The sequence below is a fragment of the Metapseudomonas resinovorans DSM 21078 genome (assembly GCF_000423545.1).
In the GTDB taxonomy this organism is placed as follows: Bacteria; Pseudomonadota; Gammaproteobacteria; order Pseudomonadales; family Pseudomonadaceae; genus Metapseudomonas; species Metapseudomonas resinovorans.
In genome coordinates this window covers 1-18,379 of record NZ_AUIE01000010.1, presented here as the reverse complement: position 1 = coordinate 18,379, position 18,379 = coordinate 1, and the positions used below count along the sequence as shown (strand labels likewise).

12 protein-coding genes and 1 pseudogene are annotated in these 18,379 nt (G+C 64.7%); 8 read left to right on the top strand and 5 right to left on the bottom strand.

The genetic code is table 11. From position 1 onward, the window contains the following. Positions 1–74 precede the first annotated feature (74 nt). Positions 75–905 (bottom strand): oxidoreductase, encoded by an 831-nt coding sequence (locus G559_RS0110945; protein WP_028628259.1) that lies wholly within the window; start codon positions 903–905, stop codon positions 75–77. Positions 906–1,032: 127 nt separating this feature from the next. Here G559_RS0110945 and G559_RS0110940 point away from each other — a divergent pair, with 127 nt between their 5' ends. Beyond that, positions 1,033–1,932, top strand: coding sequence for a LysR family transcriptional regulator (locus G559_RS0110940; protein WP_028628258.1), 900 nt, complete (start codon positions 1,033–1,035; stop codon positions 1,930–1,932). 12 nt (positions 1,933–1,944) lie between these two features. On the opposite strand, the gene nahK is transcribed toward G559_RS0110940, so the two are convergent. The 4 genes from nahK to pqqF form a co-directional block, all read right to left on the bottom strand. After that, positions 1,945–4,572, bottom strand: coding sequence for a hybrid sensor histidine kinase/response regulator NahK/ErcS' (gene nahK, locus G559_RS0110935; RefSeq protein ID WP_155945711.1), 2,628 nt, complete (start codon positions 4,570–4,572; stop codon positions 1,945–1,947). Further along, positions 4,502–5,668 (bottom strand): nitric oxide-sensing protein NosP, encoded by a 1,167-nt coding sequence (gene nosP / locus G559_RS0110930; protein ID WP_028628256.1) that lies wholly within the window; start codon positions 5,666–5,668, stop codon positions 4,502–4,504. The genes nahK and nosP overlap by 71 nt, the downstream gene beginning before the upstream one ends. A 239-nt stretch (positions 5,669–5,907) precedes the next feature. Continuing rightward, positions 5,908–7,056, bottom strand: a complete 1,149-nt coding sequence (locus G559_RS0110925) for a porin (protein ID WP_245586498.1) — start codon at positions 7,054–7,056, stop codon at positions 5,908–5,910. A gap of 278 nt (positions 7,057–7,334) precedes the next feature. Continuing rightward, entirely contained in the window at positions 7,335–9,794 is a 2,460-nt protein-coding gene (pqqF, locus tag G559_RS28840; RefSeq protein ID WP_051246568.1) for a pyrroloquinoline quinone biosynthesis protein PqqF, read from the bottom strand. Positions 9,795–10,035: 241 nt separating this feature from the next. Between pqqF and G559_RS0110915 the strand changes: the two genes are divergently transcribed. The 7 genes and pseudogenes from G559_RS0110915 to gcvT form a co-directional block, all read left to right on the top strand. Next, positions 10,036–10,362 (top strand): hypothetical protein, encoded by a 327-nt coding sequence (locus G559_RS0110915; protein ID WP_028628254.1) that lies wholly within the window; start codon positions 10,036–10,038, stop codon positions 10,360–10,362. 406 nt (positions 10,363–10,768) lie between these two features. Beyond that, positions 10,769–10,993, top strand: coding sequence for a hypothetical protein (locus G559_RS0110910; RefSeq protein WP_028628253.1), 225 nt, complete (start codon positions 10,769–10,771; stop codon positions 10,991–10,993). Positions 10,994–11,173: 180 nt separating this feature from the next. Continuing rightward, complete coding sequence (locus tag G559_RS0110905) at positions 11,174–12,697, top strand: sigma-54-dependent transcriptional regulator (RefSeq protein WP_028628252.1); 1,524 nt, start codon at positions 11,174–11,176, stop codon at positions 12,695–12,697. A gap of 599 nt (positions 12,698–13,296) precedes the next feature. Then, positions 13,297–13,674 carry a glycine cleavage system protein GcvH gene (gene gcvH / locus G559_RS0110900; protein ID WP_028628251.1) on the top strand — a complete coding sequence of 126 codons (378 nt, stop codon included), beginning with the start codon at positions 13,297–13,299 and terminating at the stop codon, positions 13,672–13,674. 9 nt (positions 13,675–13,683) lie between these two features. Beyond that, positions 13,684–16,548 (top strand): aminomethyl-transferring glycine dehydrogenase, encoded by a 2,865-nt coding sequence (gene gcvP, locus G559_RS0110895; RefSeq protein ID WP_028628250.1) that lies wholly within the window; start codon positions 13,684–13,686, stop codon positions 16,546–16,548. Between the two features lie 185 nt (positions 16,549–16,733). Then, positions 16,734–18,110, top strand: a complete 1,377-nt coding sequence (locus tag G559_RS0110890) for an L-serine ammonia-lyase (protein WP_028626745.1) — start codon at positions 16,734–16,736, stop codon at positions 18,108–18,110. 81 nt (positions 18,111–18,191) lie between these two features. After that, positions 18,192–18,379: pseudogene (gcvT, locus tag G559_RS28835) on the top strand (glycine cleavage system aminomethyltransferase GcvT); the annotation flags it as partial.

The following is an 18,379-nucleotide window of genomic DNA, read 5'->3' as shown; positions in this document are numbered from 1 at the left end:
CCTTGCCTGCGGATCTGGGTTCCCACTCTAGACCATGCCCGTCTGCCGTAAAGCTACCGTTGGCCGCTGTGGGGTCACGCGTCGAAGTCGGTGGACATCGCCAGGTCCTTCCACGCGGCCACTTCACCTTCCACCAGGCTGTGCTTTTCGCTGATGCGGGCCAGGGCGTCACTGCCCAGCGGCAGGCGCTGCGGCGGATTGGCCGCGTTGACCAGGTTCAGCACGGCGCCGGCGAACTTGCTCGGGTCGCCCGGCTGAGCATGGTTGGCGCCTTCGGCGAAGCGGCGCATGGCACCGACGGTTTCGTCGTAGTCCGGCAGTTCCAGGGCCGTCTTCGCCAGCGACTGGTCGTCGAGGAAGTCGGTGCGGAAGAAACCCGGTTCGACCACGGTGACCTTCACGCCCAGCGGCGCCAGTTCCTGATGCAGTGCCTCGCTGATGCCTTCCACGGCGAACTTGGTGGAGCCGTACACGCCCCAGCCGTAGTAGGCCTGGTAGCCGCCCAGGGAGGAAATGTTGAGCACGTGGCCGGAGCGCTGTCGACGCATGTGCGGCAGCACGGCGCGGGTGACGTTGAGCAGGCCGAAGACGTTGGTCGCATAGATGCGCTCCACTTCCTGGGCGCTGGTTTCTTCCACTGCGCCGAGGATGCCGTAGCCGGCGTTGTTCAGCAGCACGTCGATGCGGCCGAAGCGCTTGATGCCCTCGGCGACTGCTTCATGGGCCTCGCTTTCGCGGGTCACATCCAGGCGCACGGCCAGCAGGTTGGGGTGGTCACCCAGGCGGGCAACCACGTCTTCCGGCTTGCGGGCGGTGGCGATCACTGCATCGCCGACTTCCAGCGCTTTGGCTGCGATCAGGGCGCCGAGACCGCGGGAAGCTCCAGTAATGAACCAGGTACGCATAGCAACTCCTCCTGTGTGGGAACCCGCACCGCGCGGGCTTTCTTGGTGAGTTGCCGTCACTTTATGGCGCCTTTACTCCTGCGATAATCCCAATAAAATCACATGAGCTTTTGAGCAGGATTCATCAATGAAATCCGTATCCGCTGCCGACCTCAATGTCTTCCTCAGCATCGCCGCCCACCTCAGCTTCAGCCGCGCCGCCGTGGAGCTGGGCCTCTCCCCTTCGGCGCTGAGTCACGCCTTGCGCGCCCTGGAGGAGCGACTGGGCGTGCGCCTGTTCAACCGCACCACCCGCAGCGTGGCCCTCACCGAGGCCGGCGAGCGCCTGTACGCACGCATCAAGCCGGCCTTCCGCGACATCGATGACGCGCTGGAGGACCTCAACCAATTCCGCGACACACCGTCCGGCACCCTGCGCATCAACGCCGGCCGCGCCGCTGCGGAGCTGGTCCTGTTGCCGCTGGCGAGCCGCTTCCTCGAGGCCTATCCGGATGTCGTGCTGGAAATCTCCACCGACGATGCGCTGGTGGATGTGGTGTCCGGTGGATACGACGCCGGCGTGCGCTTCGGTGAACGGCTGGAGGCCGACATGGTGTCGCTGCCCATCGGCCCTTACATGCGCTCGGTGGTGGTGGCGGCTCCCGCCTTCTTCGAGCGCCATCCGCTACCGCAGAAACCCCAGGACCTCCATGGCCTGCCGTGCATTCGCCACCGTTTCCCCAGTGGCAACCTGTATCGCTGGGAGTTCGAGCGTGGCGGCATGCAACTGGAGATCGAGGTGGATGGCCCACTGACGCTGGGCGACGTAGGCCTGATGATCGGCCCGGCACTGCAAGGCGTCGGGCTGGCCTATGTGTTCGAGGACATGGTGACCGGGCCTATCGCCGATGGCCGGCTGATCCAGGTACTCGCGGACTGGTGCCCCTACTACCCGGGGCTGCACCTCTACTACCCCAGCCGCCGCCAGGTGCCGGCAGTGCTCAAGGCCTTCATCGAGTTCGCCCGCGCGGCTCGGGAGGAAACGTGACCCCCACGCGCTTCAGCGCTCCAGCAAATGGCTCATGGCGGTCTTCAGCTTCATGGGACGGACCGGCTTGTGCATCAGGGTGTGGCCCAGCTCACGCATCTGTTGCTTGAGCTCGTTGCTGTAGTTGGCGGTGATCATCAGGGCGGGCAGCGGCGTGCTGCGACGGGCGTTGATGGTGGCGACGGCGTCGACGCCGTTGCAGTCGTTGTCCAGGTGGTAGTCGGCGATCAACAGGTCCGCTTCAGCGTGGAAGTTGTCCACCTGGCGCGCCAGATCTTCTTCCGACAGCGCGGTGATGACCTGGCAGCCCCAGCCTTCGAGCAGGGTCCGCATGCCTGCGCAGATGGCCGCGTCGTTATCCAGTACCCAGACCCTGGCTCCCTGCAAGCGCTCCAGAACCGCCCGGGGTTCGTCGCGTTCCTGCTTCTGGCGGGGAACGCGGCGGGTCAACGGGACTTCCACCGCGAACAACGAGCCCTTGCCCGGCACTGAAGACACGTGGATGCGGTGACCGAGCATGCGCGCGATCTTCTCGACGATGGCCAGGCCCAGACCGAGCCCCCGGTCCTGTTTCTCGCGCACGACTTCGCCGCGCTTGAACTCCTGGAATATCTCGCCGAGCTTGTCCTGGGCGATGCCGACACCGGTGTCGCGCACCTCGATCCACAGGCTCTGGCGCCGGCGCCGACAGCCCAGCAGGATGCGCCCCCTGGGCGTGTAGCGAATGGCGTTGCTGAGCAGGTTGCGCAGGATGCGCGCCAACAGCTGGGAGTCGCTGCGCACCAGTGCCGAACTGGGCACGAAGTCCAACTGCAAGCCTTCGCTGGCGGCGATCTGGCGGTATTCCACTGCGAGGTTTTCGAGAAGTTCGCTGACGGCGAAGGACGCGATATCCGGCTTGATCACCCCCGCATCCAGCTTGGAAATGTCCACCAGGGTGCCCAGCAGGTTCTCCACGTCTTCCAGGGAGTTGCTGACATTGCGCACCAGCTCCAGGTTGCAGGACGGGCCACGCTGCTCCAGCAACGCACTGGTGAACAGCCGCGCGGCGTTGAGCGGTTGAAGCAGATCATGGCTCACGGCCGCGAGGAACTTGGTTTTCGACAGGTTGGCCTTCTCCGCCTCAAACTTGGCTTCGCGAAGGCGCAGTTCCACCTGGGTGCGCTCGTCGATTTCGCGGCGCAGCTGGCTGTTCAGCGCGGTCAGCTCGGTGGTCCGCTCGCGTACCCGCTGTTCCAGGTTCTGGTAGGCCTGGTGCAACGCCTCGGCGGTGCGGCGGCGTTCGGTGATATCGCGGATCAGCACGAAAATGCCTACCACCTCGCCATTGGCCAGGCGGTTGGGCACGTAGGAACGCAGCATGCAGCGCTCCTGGCCGTTGTGGTTGGTCTCCGTGACCTCGAAAGACAGGCTTTCGCCACTGAGCGCCCGCTCCACATAGGGCTCCAGGCGCCGCCAGTGCTCTTCGCTGTGCACCTCGAGCAGGCTCTGGCCGAGCATCGAGCCGCGCGGCCAGCAGTACCACTCCTCGTACACCTTGTTGGTGAACTCATAGACCAGGTCGGCGCTGAGGTAGGCGATCAACGCCGGCACATGGTCGGTGATCAGGCGAATCCAGCGCTCGCTTTCGGCCAGTGTTTCGGCGTGGCGGTAACGCTCGGTGATGTCGGTGAAGGTGTTGACGAAGCCGCCGGTGGGCAGCGGATGGGTACGCACCTCCAGCACCCGGCCGTTGTACCGGCGCTGCTCCATCTCGCGGACCGGACGGCCCTGGGCGTCCCGGGTGTCAGGCGTTAGCAGCGGCAACTCGCTGTCAGCCATGACCCCGGCGAACGTGCGGTGCGCCTCCACCGGTGCCAGACCGCAGAGTTCGAGGAAACGGTGGTTCCAGAGCTCCAGGATGCCCTCGGCGCTGACCATCGCCACCCCTTGTGACAGGTTGTCCACGGCCCGCTGCAACAGGCGCGACTTCTGCGCCAGGGCCTGTTCGCGACGATCGGTTTCGCTCCGCTTCACCTCGGTGATGTCGGTGTAGAGAATCACCAGTCCGCCTTCGCGGGTGGGCCGCTCACTGACCTGTACCCAGCGCCCATCGTGCAGGCGGTAGAAGATGTTGTCGTCGCTGCCACGGTGCTCTTCGACGATCAGCCCGGTACTTTCCGCCAGGCGCCGGATTTCCGAGAGCCGCGTGCCTGCGCAGATACGGGCACGACTGCGGGCCCAGAACGATTTGAAGCGGCTGTTGAAGAGCACGATGCGCTGCTCACGATCGAACAGCACGAAGGCATCGGAAATACTCTCGATGGCGTCGATCAGATGGTGATGGGCCGTTTCCGCGCGCAGTCGCGCGTCGCTCAGCAATCGATTGCTGGCCTTCAACTCCGCCATGGCCTGGTTGAGCGCATCGGTGCGCTCGCGCACCTGTTCCGCCAGCACCACGGAGTGCTGGAACGCGGCGTAGCTGTCGTCGCGGCGCGAGGCGCTGGATTCCACCCGTTCGATCAACGCCGCGTTGATGCTCCGCAGCTTGCGGTTCTCCTCCGCCAACGCCACCAGGCGCGTCTGTTGTTCAGCGGCCCCCATTGCGACCCCGGCGGCCGATGGCGACTCCGGTGAAGGTCTGGTTGATGTGCATGCCATTGAACTGCTCTCCGTAGGAGTTGAAGCCGATGACGCGCTGCCGGCGCAGGATTTCTGATGTGAGCGCCACGGCGTCGGGGTCGTCCTCGATCTCCAGGCGGCGCAGGAAGCAGTCGCAGCCAATGGTCAGCAAGGGTGGGCCGAGGCGCTCGCCAAGGCGCTGGAACAGCGACTCCAGGTTGGGCAGCAAGGGCCCGGTGCGCATGGCGGTGAGGACGATGCCGTTCTCCACCGCGCAGTAGAAGGTCAGGCTGTGGTCCGCGTTGACCCGCTGGATCGAGCGCACGTAGTACGAATCCCCAAGGCGAACCGCCAACGGATGCGCCGCGAACATACGCAGGTCCAGGGCACTCACCGGGACGCCGATCATCCGCGCGTAGACCTCCGCTGCCGGTTCGGCGTTGAGTTCGTAGACCCTGCGGCTGGCATTGTCGGCTCGGGTAACCACCAGTTTTTCAGCACCGGGCAGGATGTGATGGGTGCTGAACACTTCGAAATCCAACGCGGTGTTGACCAGCACCACCACCGCGGCCCCGGCATGGAAGCGCCCTTCGTAATAGACGTGGGTGTGCTTGAGGTGATGGTCGTCGGCGGCCGAACCACCGAAATGGGGGATGCTGCCGAATGCCGCGCCGAGAGCAGCCAGCACCACCTCCTCGCGACTGGACAGACCGTCCAGCAGGGTCAGGGCAAAGCTGTGGCCCTTGATCGGCGCCAGGGAATTGGCCCGGCAATCCTGTACCAGCCGCTCAACCAGTTGCTGGGCGTGGATCAGGCCGAAGCGGTCCATTTCATCCACCAGGGCGCTGGCGATGGAAAAGCTGCGATGGTCGAAGCCCACTGCGCTGACGCAGTTGCGGCCATAGCCCTGCGGCGTGATTTCCCCGGCGCTGGTACAGCCCACCAGGCGCACGCCGCCGAAGTATTGTTCCAGGGCCTGGCCCAGGGCCACGAGGTCGTATTCCGCCGAGCAGAAGAACAGCACGAACCCCAGGTGCGGGTGGATGAGCTGGCGCGCGAGGTCCTGGGCCACGGCCTCTGCCTCGCTGGCCAGGGACATGGCGGTGACGACGCCCTCTTCCGGTTCCTCGAGCATCCTCGGTCTCACTCAATCAGCCTGCTGTGGATGGGGAAATTCTACGGAGGGCTTGCGGGCCGCCCCATCCTTCTTGGGTACTGGGCGGGCTCGTTCGAAGGTAGCAACTCCATACCTGGCGAGCGCGCGGGATGAAGCCAGCGCCTACGGGCTACGATCTACGCATCCCTTGCCGAAAACCAAAAAGACGGGAGGACCCGCGTCTCTCCCGCCAAAACCGGAGCGATCTGGAACAGGGCTTACCAGGTCAACACGGCACCCACGGCAACGGTGTCGGTGTCTTCGTTCTGGGCGTCGCCCTCGTGACCGTCGATCTCGAACTGGTTGTACTCGGCCACCAGCTTGAGGTTGTCGTTGATGTCATGGAACAGCGCGATACCGCGGGTTTCGTAGTCGGCGCCCGTGTTGACCACGCCGTTGCCGTCATCCTTGGTCTTGCCATAGGACAGCGCCACGCGGTTCTTGCCAAAGCGGTAGGAGCCCTGCAACAGGTAGCCGTCGCTGTCCACTTCGCGCAGGGTCGGTTCGCCGGCGTTGTTGGTGAAGAACGGGTTGATGCCCTTCGCCTGGAAACCTGAGCCCACCAGGGTGAAGGCGCCCATCTTGGCCTGCACGCCATAGCCCAGGCCCTTGGAGGTCACGGAGTCGACGTTGGGGTCGGTGTTCTCCGAGGTCTGGTAGGCACCGTTGACCCAGGAATAGATCTGCGCGCCGCCCAGTTCGACCTCGTAGGTGATCTCCGATTCGAAGCGTGGATTCTCCTGGTAGGCCTTGCCGGTGGGGCTGTCGTCGTTGGTGTCCACCGGGTCCATGATGCCGACGGCGGCACGCAGGCCGTCGGTCTTCGGGCTGCGGTAGGTGATCTGCGAGGTTGGGAATGGATAGGGATAGCCGCTGCCGATGTTGCCGAAGGACACGCCGCCACCATCCACCAGGCCCAGCGTGTCGCTCACCTGGCCGTAACCGGCGAGCAGTTCGTCGAGCAGGATGTTGGAACGCGCGAACAGGCCGAAATCCTTGCCCACCAGCACTTCACCCCATTCGCCACCAGCGGTGCCGTAGAACTGGCGGACATCGATGGCGGTGGCGGTGCCATTGGTTTCACTGTCGTTGATGGTGACCCAGAAGGAAGAGCGGGCACCGAGCTTCAGGTCGTCCACCTGCTTGCCCATGTTGAAACCGATCCAGTTGGGCAGAAAGCCCATCTTGACCCGCGACTGGCGGCGGTCGAACTGCTCGCCGTCACGGTCCACGTCACTGTTGACGTAGAAGGCGTTGACGTAGCCGTCGGTGGAGAAGGTGGTCTGGTCCTTGTCATAAAGGACGATCTCGGCGCCAGCCTGCTGGGTGGCCAGCGCTACCGCCGCCGCGAGGGCGAGGCGGGACATACGGGCATGGGCGATTTTCTTGTTGTGCATGACGCTCTCCGCTGTGGGTGGACGACCGGGCAGGTCAGTCGTGTCGGAGGCGATTATCGAAACGCCATCAGGCCCGCCATACGCTGCAATGGCAGGGGTTCTGCGCTGCTTTGGCCGGAGCGCGGGAGCTGCATCGGCAAGGCTTAAGACCGGTCCGCCCCAAGGTCTTGGGTCGGCGGGCTGACGCGCAAGCACGAAAGGACGACACCCTTTCGGGTTCGTCCGTCAGTCGGTGAATGGACGTGGAATCAGGCGCCGGTGTGCCAGTTCGCTTCGCAGGCTTGGGCGTTGGCGATGGCGCAGCAGGACAGCCCGGAAAGCAGGCGACCTTGCTGCTCCAGCAGAGAACCGGGCTGCAGCCCGGCCAGGGCGTGGCGTACCTGCGCCAGGTGGTCGACCGGAAGGCAGGCCTGGCGATCGAACCAGCATTGGCGGGCATAGGCGGTGAAGTTCGTGCCTTGCCCAAGCAATTTCTGGTCGAGCGCCTGGCCTCGCTCACGCAGCTGCACCCGATCCAGCTGCACGAGCCGGTCGTACTGGCGAACGAGAAACGCCTGGACGTGCTGGAAGAGCCCGGCCACCGACACGCGCGGCGACTGCACCGCGAACAACAGGCCGCGGTGTCCACCCAACTGGCGATAGCCGCAGGCCAGCGCGTAACCGAGCTGCAGCTCGCCGCGCAGGCGTTGATGAAAGGCCGGCTCAAGCAGGCTGGCGAGGAGTCGCACGGCCGCCTCGGACTCGGCGGTGACGGACTCAAGGGGATAGAACAGCAGAAGCGCGGCCTCGCCCTCTATCGGCAACCGATGCCAGGTACGCCCGCACTCCCCGATCCTCGTCTGGCGCGGGCCGGGCATTCCGGGTAGTTCCGCACACAGGCCCACATCACCGATGCCCAGCCCTTGCCAGCGTGCCTGCCGCCAGAAACGCGCCAAGGCTTCCGGGTCGAGCACTGAGGGCGCTTCCGCTCGCGGGCTTTCCAACAGTTCAGGCAGGCGTTGCAGCAATTGGCGAATCGGCAGTTCGCCTGCCTGGCGGCGAATGGCACTGCGCTGAAGGCGTGGCCCCTGGACCAAGGCCCAACGTGGTGGCGCCTGCAGGATGGGCAGCAGGTCGACGATGACCTGCCGCAATGCCGTTGCATTGCCCATCAGGTCGAGCGTCAGTCCGCCCTGCTCCGCCTGGAGTCGTCCCTCTACCCCAGCCAGGCCGGCGGCACCGAGGATGGGGCGCAATGCCCGCTGCAGTCCACAGGCGAGGCCATGGGGCAGCCCGTTCTCGCCGGGATTCCAGCGCAGGAATAGCGCGCCCTGTTCAGGAGCGCTGGGCACCCCGGGCAGCAAAGGAACCAGCGAGGCCTCCACCGGCGCTGACGCCCTGGAACGCCAATAGGGATTGGCCGAGGGAAGCCGCCAACTGGCGGTGGACCTTGCGCCAGGACGAACGCCGAGGCGCTCCAGTTGCAGGGGAAAGCCCGCCGACGTCAGGTTGGGCGCACGGTTGGATGCGCCGGTTTCCAGATGGACCATACGCTCGGCCCGCAGCTGTTCCAGCAATGTGCGAACGTCTGCCGGCTCGGGAAGTCCTGGAGCCAGCGCAGCCTCCAGCGGTTCCAGGGCCGAAGACTTGTGTCGCAGGATCTCCAGCCGTTCTTCCCAGAGCCCTGGCCAGGGTGCTGAGGCGCGAAGAAAGGCCAGCCAGTCCAGAACTTCCGCTTCAAGTTGCGCGCTGTCCGCCCCTTCGACCCAATCGAAGTCCATCAACAACAAGCCCTGGCCACCATGGGCATAGGGCAAGTGCAGTTGGATACCATCGCTCAGTCCCAGGAATCCCAGGCGAGCCGACAGGCCGCCGGTGGACTCATCGGTCGCCAGGCTCTCAAGAAAGCTCACGGCCGCTTCCAGGCCAGCCCCCTGCCGTTCCAGCGCGAACGCCAACGACAACCTCCCGAGTGCGCCCGGCACACCAAGCCGCAGCCGGCTCGCGCGCAGGGGCAACAGCGGCGGCAACGCCGGCTCAGGCAGTTTTATTCCCGCACGCAGCCGCTCGCCGTGACGCCGTGCGAGTTCCAGTTGCCGGGCCAGCGGCAATGGCGCCACCAGGGTCAAGCACATGCGGCCGGGCTGATAGTGAGCCTGGTGGAACCGGCGCAGCACCGGGATGAACGCCGGCGACTCCAGCTTCAGGCTGGATGCATTGCCCGCGTGGAAATCCGCCAGCGGATGGCCAGGGGCCAATGCCCAGGCCAGCGCGGCTTCACACAGGGTCTGCAGGTCCTGCGCACGGGCGCTGTACTCGGCCTGCAGGACTTCGCGCTCGCGCCACAGGGCATCCGTCTCCAGCAAAGGGTTCGCGAGCATGTCCAGGAGCCGCGCCAGGGCCTGCTCCAAGTGTGTCGCCGGCACTTCGCAGAAGAAGCGTGTGCTGCGCGCACGGGTGCTGGCGTTGACGCGTCCCCCCACGCCCTGGACGAAGGGAATCAATCCCTCGTGAGCCGGGAAATCGCGGCTGCCGAGGAAGACCAGGTGTTCAAGAAAGTGCGCCATCCCCGGGAACTCGCCCGGCTCGTCGTGACTGCCACCGCGGACTTCCACCAGGGCCGCAGAAAGCGCGGTATCCGGCCGATACACGAGGCGCACGCGCAACCCATTGACCAGAAGCAGATCCAGTGGGCGTTGCTGCGCGGAAGACTCGATGAGGGCGGACATGGCAGGCCGAACCAGGTGGAGAACAGCATTAGCTTCGAAGCCGACCAAAGACTCGGCAATGCTGCTTTGGGAGTAGTCCGACAGTTTTTGTGTGCTGTTCTTTCGACTATTAGCGAATTTCCTACAAGCCAATAAGACATTGGCCAGCATCTCTTAGGGGCGTGACTCCATCGTTGTGACAGACATGTCAAACCGATAATGGCGCAATGCCATATGGACTGATGGCCCTACCGGAGCGCTCATGGACCAGATTCCCCAACAACAAGTACCGCAGAGCGAAATAGCCTTGCTGGCCAATATCCTGGCCCTCACCACTCGCAACATGACCGCCATCACCACCCTGTTGGCACAGGTCACGGCAAACCTCGCCAACTCCACCGACACCAACCTGCAGAACGCCTCGGTCGGTCTGCTCGACAAGGTTACCGGCCTGGGCCATGACCTTGAATTGCAGTGGGACCTGATTCAGTCGCTGGACCGTTTCTGCCCCCTGCTCGCCCGTACCCCGCCTGCGCGAACGTCCCTGGTGACCGAAATCGACATCAGCCAGTTGCCCCTTAGTCATTGAAAGCTTGCAATCGGCGAGACGATCCGCTAGGGTCGCCGCCGTTAGTACCAAGTTGTAAGTCAATCCGGCCCTCCGATCCCTCGCTCTTTCGACTTCGAACGAGCCACACCAAAAGGGACATGGCCACCCCCGCCGCCTAGAAGACAGTGGCTCCCGCCCCAGGGCGATGCAGCAAAGCTGTCATGAACGCACGGTAGATTGACCAGGACTGCCAGCCGGGCCAGACCCTTACCCGGCGCAGCACCTGGCATCCCAAGTACCAGCTGCCAGAGCTTGATCCCGATCGGGGAACTTCATGCCGGCACCCTTGCTCCGATAAGGATCATTCGACCAGAGCGCGTTGCTCGGCGGATTCGGAGCTATTTGTCTGGCGGCCCATTGGCCGCAAATCGAAGGAAGCAACACGATGACCATCCATCATCAAGCCCAAGCTGCAATCAGCACCCTGACCAGCGCCTTTGCGCCGTTCACCTGCCACATCACCGCCGCTCGCAACGGCAACTTCAGCTTCACCGTCGTCAATGAATTCGGTGTAGCCCGTCACAGCGAGCGCCTGTACCCGGAGCACTACGGCAATGCCGGCCACCTCCAGCATGTGATTGACCGGGCACAGAGAGCCCTGACCTGCTGATGAACCAGCGACAAACGAAGAGCCCCGCCCACGCGGGGCTTTTTCATGGGCAACCGAATTCCCCCGGCGGCCCCCTGAACGAAACCGGCCTGTAGACGCACAGCAACACCGACAGCCTGTTACCTCAGAGAGACAGACCGGGCATAATTCGCCCCTTCAAATCGCCAGCCCAGCATCTCCATGCGAATTCACGTCACCTTCATCGACCGCGTCGGCATCACCCAGGAGGTCCTGGCCCTGCTCGGCGGCCGTAATCTCAACCTGGATGCGGTCGAGATGGTGCCGCCCAACGTCTATATCGACGCCCCTACCCTCAGCCCCGACGTGCTCGATGAGCTGCGCGAAGCGCTGCATGCAGTACACGGCGTGAAGGAGGTGACGGTGGTGGACATCCTTCCCGGCCAACGTCGTCGACTGCAACTGGACGCTCTGCTGGCCGCCATGACCGACCCGGTGCTGGCGGTGGATGGCGGCGGCCGCATCCTGTTGGCCAACCCGGCGCTGACCGCCCTCTATGGGGCAGAAGCAGAAGGCCAGCCCCTGGCACAGCTCTTCGGTGACGACCGCCTGCACAGCGCCTTGCTGGAGCATGGGTTCCGGCTGCCCCTGCGGGAAATCACGCTCAAGGGCCAGGCACTGCTGCTGGATGCGGTCCCCATTACCGAAGGGGATCACCTGGCGGGTGCACTGCTGACCCTCTACCAGCCGAACCGTATCGGTGAGCGCCTTTCCGCCCTGCACCATGACCACGCAGCCGAAGGTTTCGATGCCCTGCTGGGCGACTCCGCCCCCATGGCCACCCTCAAGGCTCGCGCCCAGCGCGTGGCGTCCCTGGATGCACCACTGCTGATCCGCGGCGAGACCGGCACCGGCAAGGAGCTGGTGGCCCGCGCCTGCCATGCTGCCAGTACCCGCCGCAATCAGCCGTTCCTGGCGCTGAACTGCGCCGCGCTGCCGGAAAACCTGGCCGAGAGCGAACTGTTCGGCTATGCCCCCGGCGCCTTCACGGGCGCCCAGCGCGGCGGCAAGCCTGGCCTGCTGGAACTCGCCCACCAGGGCACGGTGTTCCTCGACGAAATCGGCGAAATGTCGCCTTACTTGCAGGCCAAGCTGCTGCGCTTCCTCAGCGACGGCAGCTTCCGCCGGGTGGGCGGCGACCGCGAGATCAAGGTGGACGTGCGCATCCTCAGCGCCACCCACCGCAATCTGGAGAAGATGGTCAGCGAGGGGGCCTTCCGCGAAGACCTCTTCTACCGGCTCAACGTGCTCAACCTCGAAGTGCCGCCCCTGCGCGAGCGCGGCCAGGACATCCTGCTGCTGGCGCGCTTCTTCATGCAGCACGCCTGCACTCAGATCCAGCGCCCCGCGTGCCGCCTGGCGCCCGGAACCTTCCAGGCGCTGCTGGGCAACCGCTGGCCCGGTAACGTGCGCCAACTGCAGAACGTCATATTCCGTGCCGCAGCCATCTGCGACAGCAGCCTCGTGGAAATCGGCGACCTGGACATCGCCGGCACCGCCGTGGCGCGGGAAAGCGATGGCGAAGTGAACAGCCTGGAAGAGGCCATGGAGAACTTCGAACGGGCACTGCTGGAGAAGCTCTTCGTCACCTACCCCTCGACCCGTCAGTTGGCCGCCCGACTGCAGACCTCCCACACCGCCATCGCCCATCGCCTGCGCAAGTACGGAATCCCAGGCAAAAGCTGATCTGCTTTCTAGATAAGCTGCCTATTTGCCTGAAACTAATAGCTTTCTTCAAAAACAGATCAACCACATCCTGGAGGGGCGAATTCATTCGCCATGTCTGCGTTAGCTGTGCGAGAGATTGACTAACAGGCCAAGAGCCTTGTAGGAGCTGGCTTGCCAGCGAAACGGGGCCATTCGCTGGCAAGCCAGCTCCTGCGGGCATAGTTGCGACCCCCAAGATGGGGCAGTCCTCATAGCTCCTGCAAAGCATCACATAATCATTTCAAGTTATTGTTTTTAGACATAAACATAGTTTTTCATCGAAATATCGTAGCGAAATCGATACAGCGTAACGAATTCGCAACAACCGCCTGAAACCCCCGCCACGCCTGCGCCTGCTGAAAATCCCCTATCAAGCCTCCCTCTCTCCGTAGCGATATCGCTACACCAAATTTCATCCAAACTATTCAATACAACCCTCAACGCCTTGATACACAAGGCTTTCAGCCTTCTGGCACTGCCCTTGCTAAAGGCCGGGCAACAGCGCGCGGCAATGACCACGTGCGGGGCTAAGCGCTTGGCAGAAGAAACAGGCGCGTCATACGAGTTGAGGACCAAAAATGAGCGAATTGCGTTTCACCGCCGACCACGAATGGCTGCGCCTTGAAGAAGACGGTCGCGTCACCGTAGGCATCACCGAGTACGCGCAGGACGCCCTGGGCGATGTGGTCTTCGTTCAACTCCCGGAGCTGCAGGCGTATGCCAAGGGCGAAGAAGTCGCCGTGCTGGAATCGGTGAAGGCCGCCAGCAACATCGTCATGCCGCTCGACGGCGAAGTGGTTGAAGTGAACCAGGCGCTGGCAGACAGCCCCGAGCTGGTCAACGAAGAACCCCTGGGCAAAGGCTGGTTCTTCCGCATGCAGCTGGCCGACACCAGCATCCTCGACGGCCTCCTCGACCAGGCCGGCTACGAAAACCTGCTGAAAGCCAACGGCTGAGGAACGACCATGAGCCTCTCAACCCCTGCCCTCGGCACCACCAACGAATTCATCGCTCGCCACATCGGCCCGCGTGATGCCGATACCAAGGCCATGCTGCAGCTGCTTGGCTTTGATGACATCGAAGCCCTCACCGCTAGCGTCATCCCCGACAGCATCAAGGGCACCAGCGTGCTCGACCTGCCGGCTGGCCAGAGCGAGGCCGAAGCCCTCGCCGCCATCAAGGCCATTGCCTCCAGGAACCAGCTGTTCAAGAGCTACATCGGCCAGGGCTACTACCCCTGCCACACCCCCAGCCCGATCCTGCGCAACCTGCTGGAAAACCCGGCCTGGTACACCGCCTACACCCCCTACCAGCCGGAAATCTCCCAGGGTCGCCTGGAAGCCCTGCTGAACTTCCAGACCCTGGTCAGCGACCTCAGCGGCCTGCCAGTGGCCAACGCTTCCCTGCTGGACGAAGGCACCGCTGCCGCCGAAGCCATGACCTTCTGCAAGCGCCTGTCAAAGAACAAGGGCAGCAACACCTTCTTTGCCTCCAAGCACTGCCACCCGCAAACCCTCGACGTACTGATCACCCGTGCCGAGCCCCTGGGCATCGAAGTGGTGATCGGTGACGAGCGCGAGATCAGCGACGCCAGCGCCTACTTCGGCGCGCTCCTGCAGTACCCGGCCGCCAATGGTGACCTCTTCGACTACCGCGAGCTGGTAGAGCGCTTCCACGCCGCCAATGCCCTGGTGGCGGTCGCCGCCGACCTGTTGGCCCTGACCCTGCTCACCCCACCCGGCGAGTTCGGTGCCGACGTCGCCCTGGGCAGCGCCCAGCGCTTCGGCGTGCCGCTGGGCTTCGGCGGCCCGCACGCGGCGTACTTCGCCACCCGCGACACCTTCAAGCGCGACATGCCCGGCCGCCTGGTCGGCGTGTCCATCGACCGCCACGGCAAGCCGGCCCTGCGCCTGGCCATGCAGACCCGCGAGCAGCACATCCGCCGCGAGAAGGCCACCAGCAACATCTGCACCGCCCAGGTGCTGCTGGCCAACATCGCCAGCATGTACGCCGTCTACCACGGCCCGCAGGGTCTGACCCGCATCGCCCAGCGCGTGCACCAGCTGACCGCCATCCTGGCCCAGGGCCTGGCCAAGCTTGGCGTCAAGGTCGAGCAGGAAGCGTTCTTCGACACCCTGACCCTGGCCACCGGCGCCCAGACCACCGCGCTGCACGCCAAAGCCCGCGCCCAGCAGATCAACCTGCGTGAAGTGGATGCCGAGCGCCTCGGCCTGTCCCTGGACGAAACCACCACCCAGGCCGACATCGAGCAGCTCTGGGCGATCTTCGCCAACGACCAGACCCTGCCGGCCTTCGCCGAACTGGCCGCCAGCGTCGCCAGCCGCCTGCCGGCTGCCCTGCTGCGCCAATCCGCGATCCTCAGCCACCCGGTGTTCAACCGTTACCACTCCGAAACCGAGCTGATGCGCTACCTGCGCAAGCTGGCCGACAAGGACCTGGCCCTGGACCGCAGCATGATCCCGCTGGGTTCCTGCACCATGAAGCTGAACGCCGCCAGCGAGATGATTCCGGTGACCTGGGCCGAGTTCGGCGCCCTGCACCCCTTCGCGCCGGCCGAGCAGTCCCAGGGCTACCTGGAACTGACCACCGAGCTGGAAGCCATGCTGTGCAAGGCCACCGGCTATGACGCCGTGTCCCTGCAGCCCAACGCCGGCTCCCAGGGCGAGTACGCCGGCCTGCTGGCCATCCGTGCCTACCACCTGAGCCGCGGCGACGACCAGCGCGACATCTGCCTGATCCCGCAATCGGCCCACGGCACCAACCCGGCGACCGCCAGCATGGTTGGCATGCGCGTGGTCGTGACCGCGTGCGACGCCCGCGGCAACGTGGACATCGCCGACCTCAAGGCCAAGGCCGAAGAGCACAAGGATCGCCTCGCTGCACTGATGATCACCTACCCGTCCACCCACGGCGTGTTCGAGGAAGGCATTCGCGAAATCTGCGCGATCGTTCACGACAACGGCGGCCAGGTGTACATCGACGGCGCCAACATGAACGCCATGGTCGGCCTCTGCGCTCCGGGCCAGTTCGGTGGCGACGTGTCCCACCTCAACCTGCACAAGACCTTCTGCATCCCCCACGGCGGCGGCGGCCCGGGTGTCGGCCCGATTGGCGTGAAAGCCCACCTGGCGCCGTTCCTGCCCGGCCACGCACACATGGCCCGCAAGGAAGGCGCGGTCAGCGCGGCGCCGTTCGGCAGCGCCAGCATCCTGCCGATCACCTGGATGTACATCCGCATGATGGGCGGTGAGGGGCTCAAGCGGGCCTCGCAACTGGCCATCCTCAGCGCCAACTACGTTGCTCGTCGTCTGGAGGAGCATTACCAGGTGCTCTACACCGGCGACAACGGCCTGGTGGCCCACGAGTGCATCCTCGACCTGCGCCCGCTCAAGGACAGCAGCGGCATCAGCGTCGATGACGTGGCCAAGCGCCTGATCGACTACGGCTTCCACGCCCCGACCATGTCCTTCCCGGTGCCGGGCACCCTGATGATCGAGCCCACCGAGAGCGAATCCAGGGAAGAGCTGGACCGCTTCTGCGACGCCATGATCCGCATCCGCGAAGAAATCCGCGCCGTGGAGAACGGTGAACTGGACGCCAACGACAACCCGCTGAAGAACGCGCCGCACACCGCGGCGGAACTGGTCGGCGAGTGGACCCATCACTACAGCCGCGAGCTGGCTGTGTATCCCACCGCCAGCCTGGTGGAGGGCAAGTACTGGCCGCCGGTGGGTCGCGTGGACAACGTCTACGGCGACCGCAACCTGGTCTGCGCCTGCCCGTCCATCGAGGCCTACCAGGACGCCTGACGGCGATCCTCTGTAGGAGCCAGCTTGCTGGCGAAGCGCTCTGCGGAGCCATTCGCGAGCAAGCTCGCTCCTACAGCGACCGGACACAAGACAAGGAGCACGGCGGTCGGTCCGCAAGGTCCGTTCCGCCGGGCTGACTACGCTGACTAATAAGAAAGAGCCGAGCACCCGCTCAGGAGCACGACATGTCTCTCAGTGTCTTCGACCTGTTCAAGATCGGCATCGGCCCCTCCAGCTCCCATACTGTTGGCCCGATGCGCGCCGCCGCGCGTTTCGTGGAAGGCCTGCGCCGCGAGAGCCTGCTGGCCGACACCCACAGCCTGAAAGTCGAGCTCTACGGCTCCCTCGGCGCCACTGGCAAAGGCCACGGCAGCGACAAGGCCGTACTGCTGGGCCTGGAAGGCGAGCAACCGGATACCGTGGATACCGAACGCGTGGATGAGCGCCTGGCGAGCATTCGCCAAAGTGGCGAACTGCGCCTGGGCGGCGAGAAGCCGATCCATTTCGTGGAAAAAGAGCACTTGGCGATGATCCGCAAGCCGCTCCCCTACCACCCCAACGGCATGATTTTCCGGGCCTTCGACGACGCCGGCATCCAGATTCGTTCGCGCGAGTACTACTCGGTGGGCGGTGGCTTCGTGGTGGACGAGGAAGCGGCCGGGCTGGACCGCATAGTCGAAGACAGCACACCGCTGCCCTATCCCTTCAAGACCGGCAAGGACATGCTCGCCTACTGCAGCGCCACCGGGCTCTCTATCAGCGGCCTGATGCGCGAGAACGAGAAAGCCTGGCGCACCCCTGAGGAAACCAGCACCGGCCTGATGAATATCTGGCAGGTGATGCAGGATTGCGTGACCACCGGCTGCCGCAAGGAAGGCATCATGCCCGGCGGGCTCAAGGTGAAGCGCCGTGCCGCCGCGCTCTACCGCCAGCTCAGCGAACACCCGGAAGCCAACCTGCGCGACAGCCTCAGCGTGCTGGATTGGGTCAACCTCTACGCCCTGGCGGTGAACGAGGAAAACGCCAGCGGCGGCCGTGTGGTCACCGCCCCCACCAACGGTGCGGCCGGCATCGTGCCCGCCGTGCTGCACTACTACAGCCGCTTCGTGCCGGGCGCCAACACCGACGGCATCGAGCGTTTCCTGCTCACCGCTGCCGCCATCGGCATCCTCTATAAGGAAAACGCCTCCATCTCCGGCGCCGAAGTCGGCTGCCAGGGTGAGGTCGGTGTGGCCTGCTCGATGGCCGCCGGCGCGCTCTGCGAAGTCATGGGGGGCACCCCGCAGCAGGTGGAGAACGCCGCCGAAATCGGCATGGAACACAACCTCGGCCTGACCTGCGACCCCGTCGGCGGGCTGGTCCAGGTGCCCTGCATCGAGCGCAACGCCATGGGTTCGGTGAAGGCCATCAATGCCGCGCGCATGGCCCTGCGCGGCGACGGCCAGCACTTCATCTCCCTCGACAAGGTCATCCGCACCATGCGCCAGACCGGCGCCGACATGAAGAGCAAATACAAGGAAACCGCTCGCGGCGGCCTCGCCGTGAACATCATCGAATGCTGATTTCTCCCCTCTCCCCCTGGGAGAGGGGCCGGGGGTGAGGGAAGCCTCATCCCGTTCGGACTTTTATTCCTGGAGCAATACATGACCGATCTCGCCAAAACCCCGCTGCACGCCCTGCACCTCGAACTCGGCGCGCGCATGGTGCCCTTCGCTGGTTACGACATGCCGGTGCAATACCCGCTCGGCGTGCTCAAGGAGCACCTGCACACCCGCGAGCAGGCCGGCCTGTTCGACGTGTCCCACATGGGCCAGATCATCCTGCGCGGCGA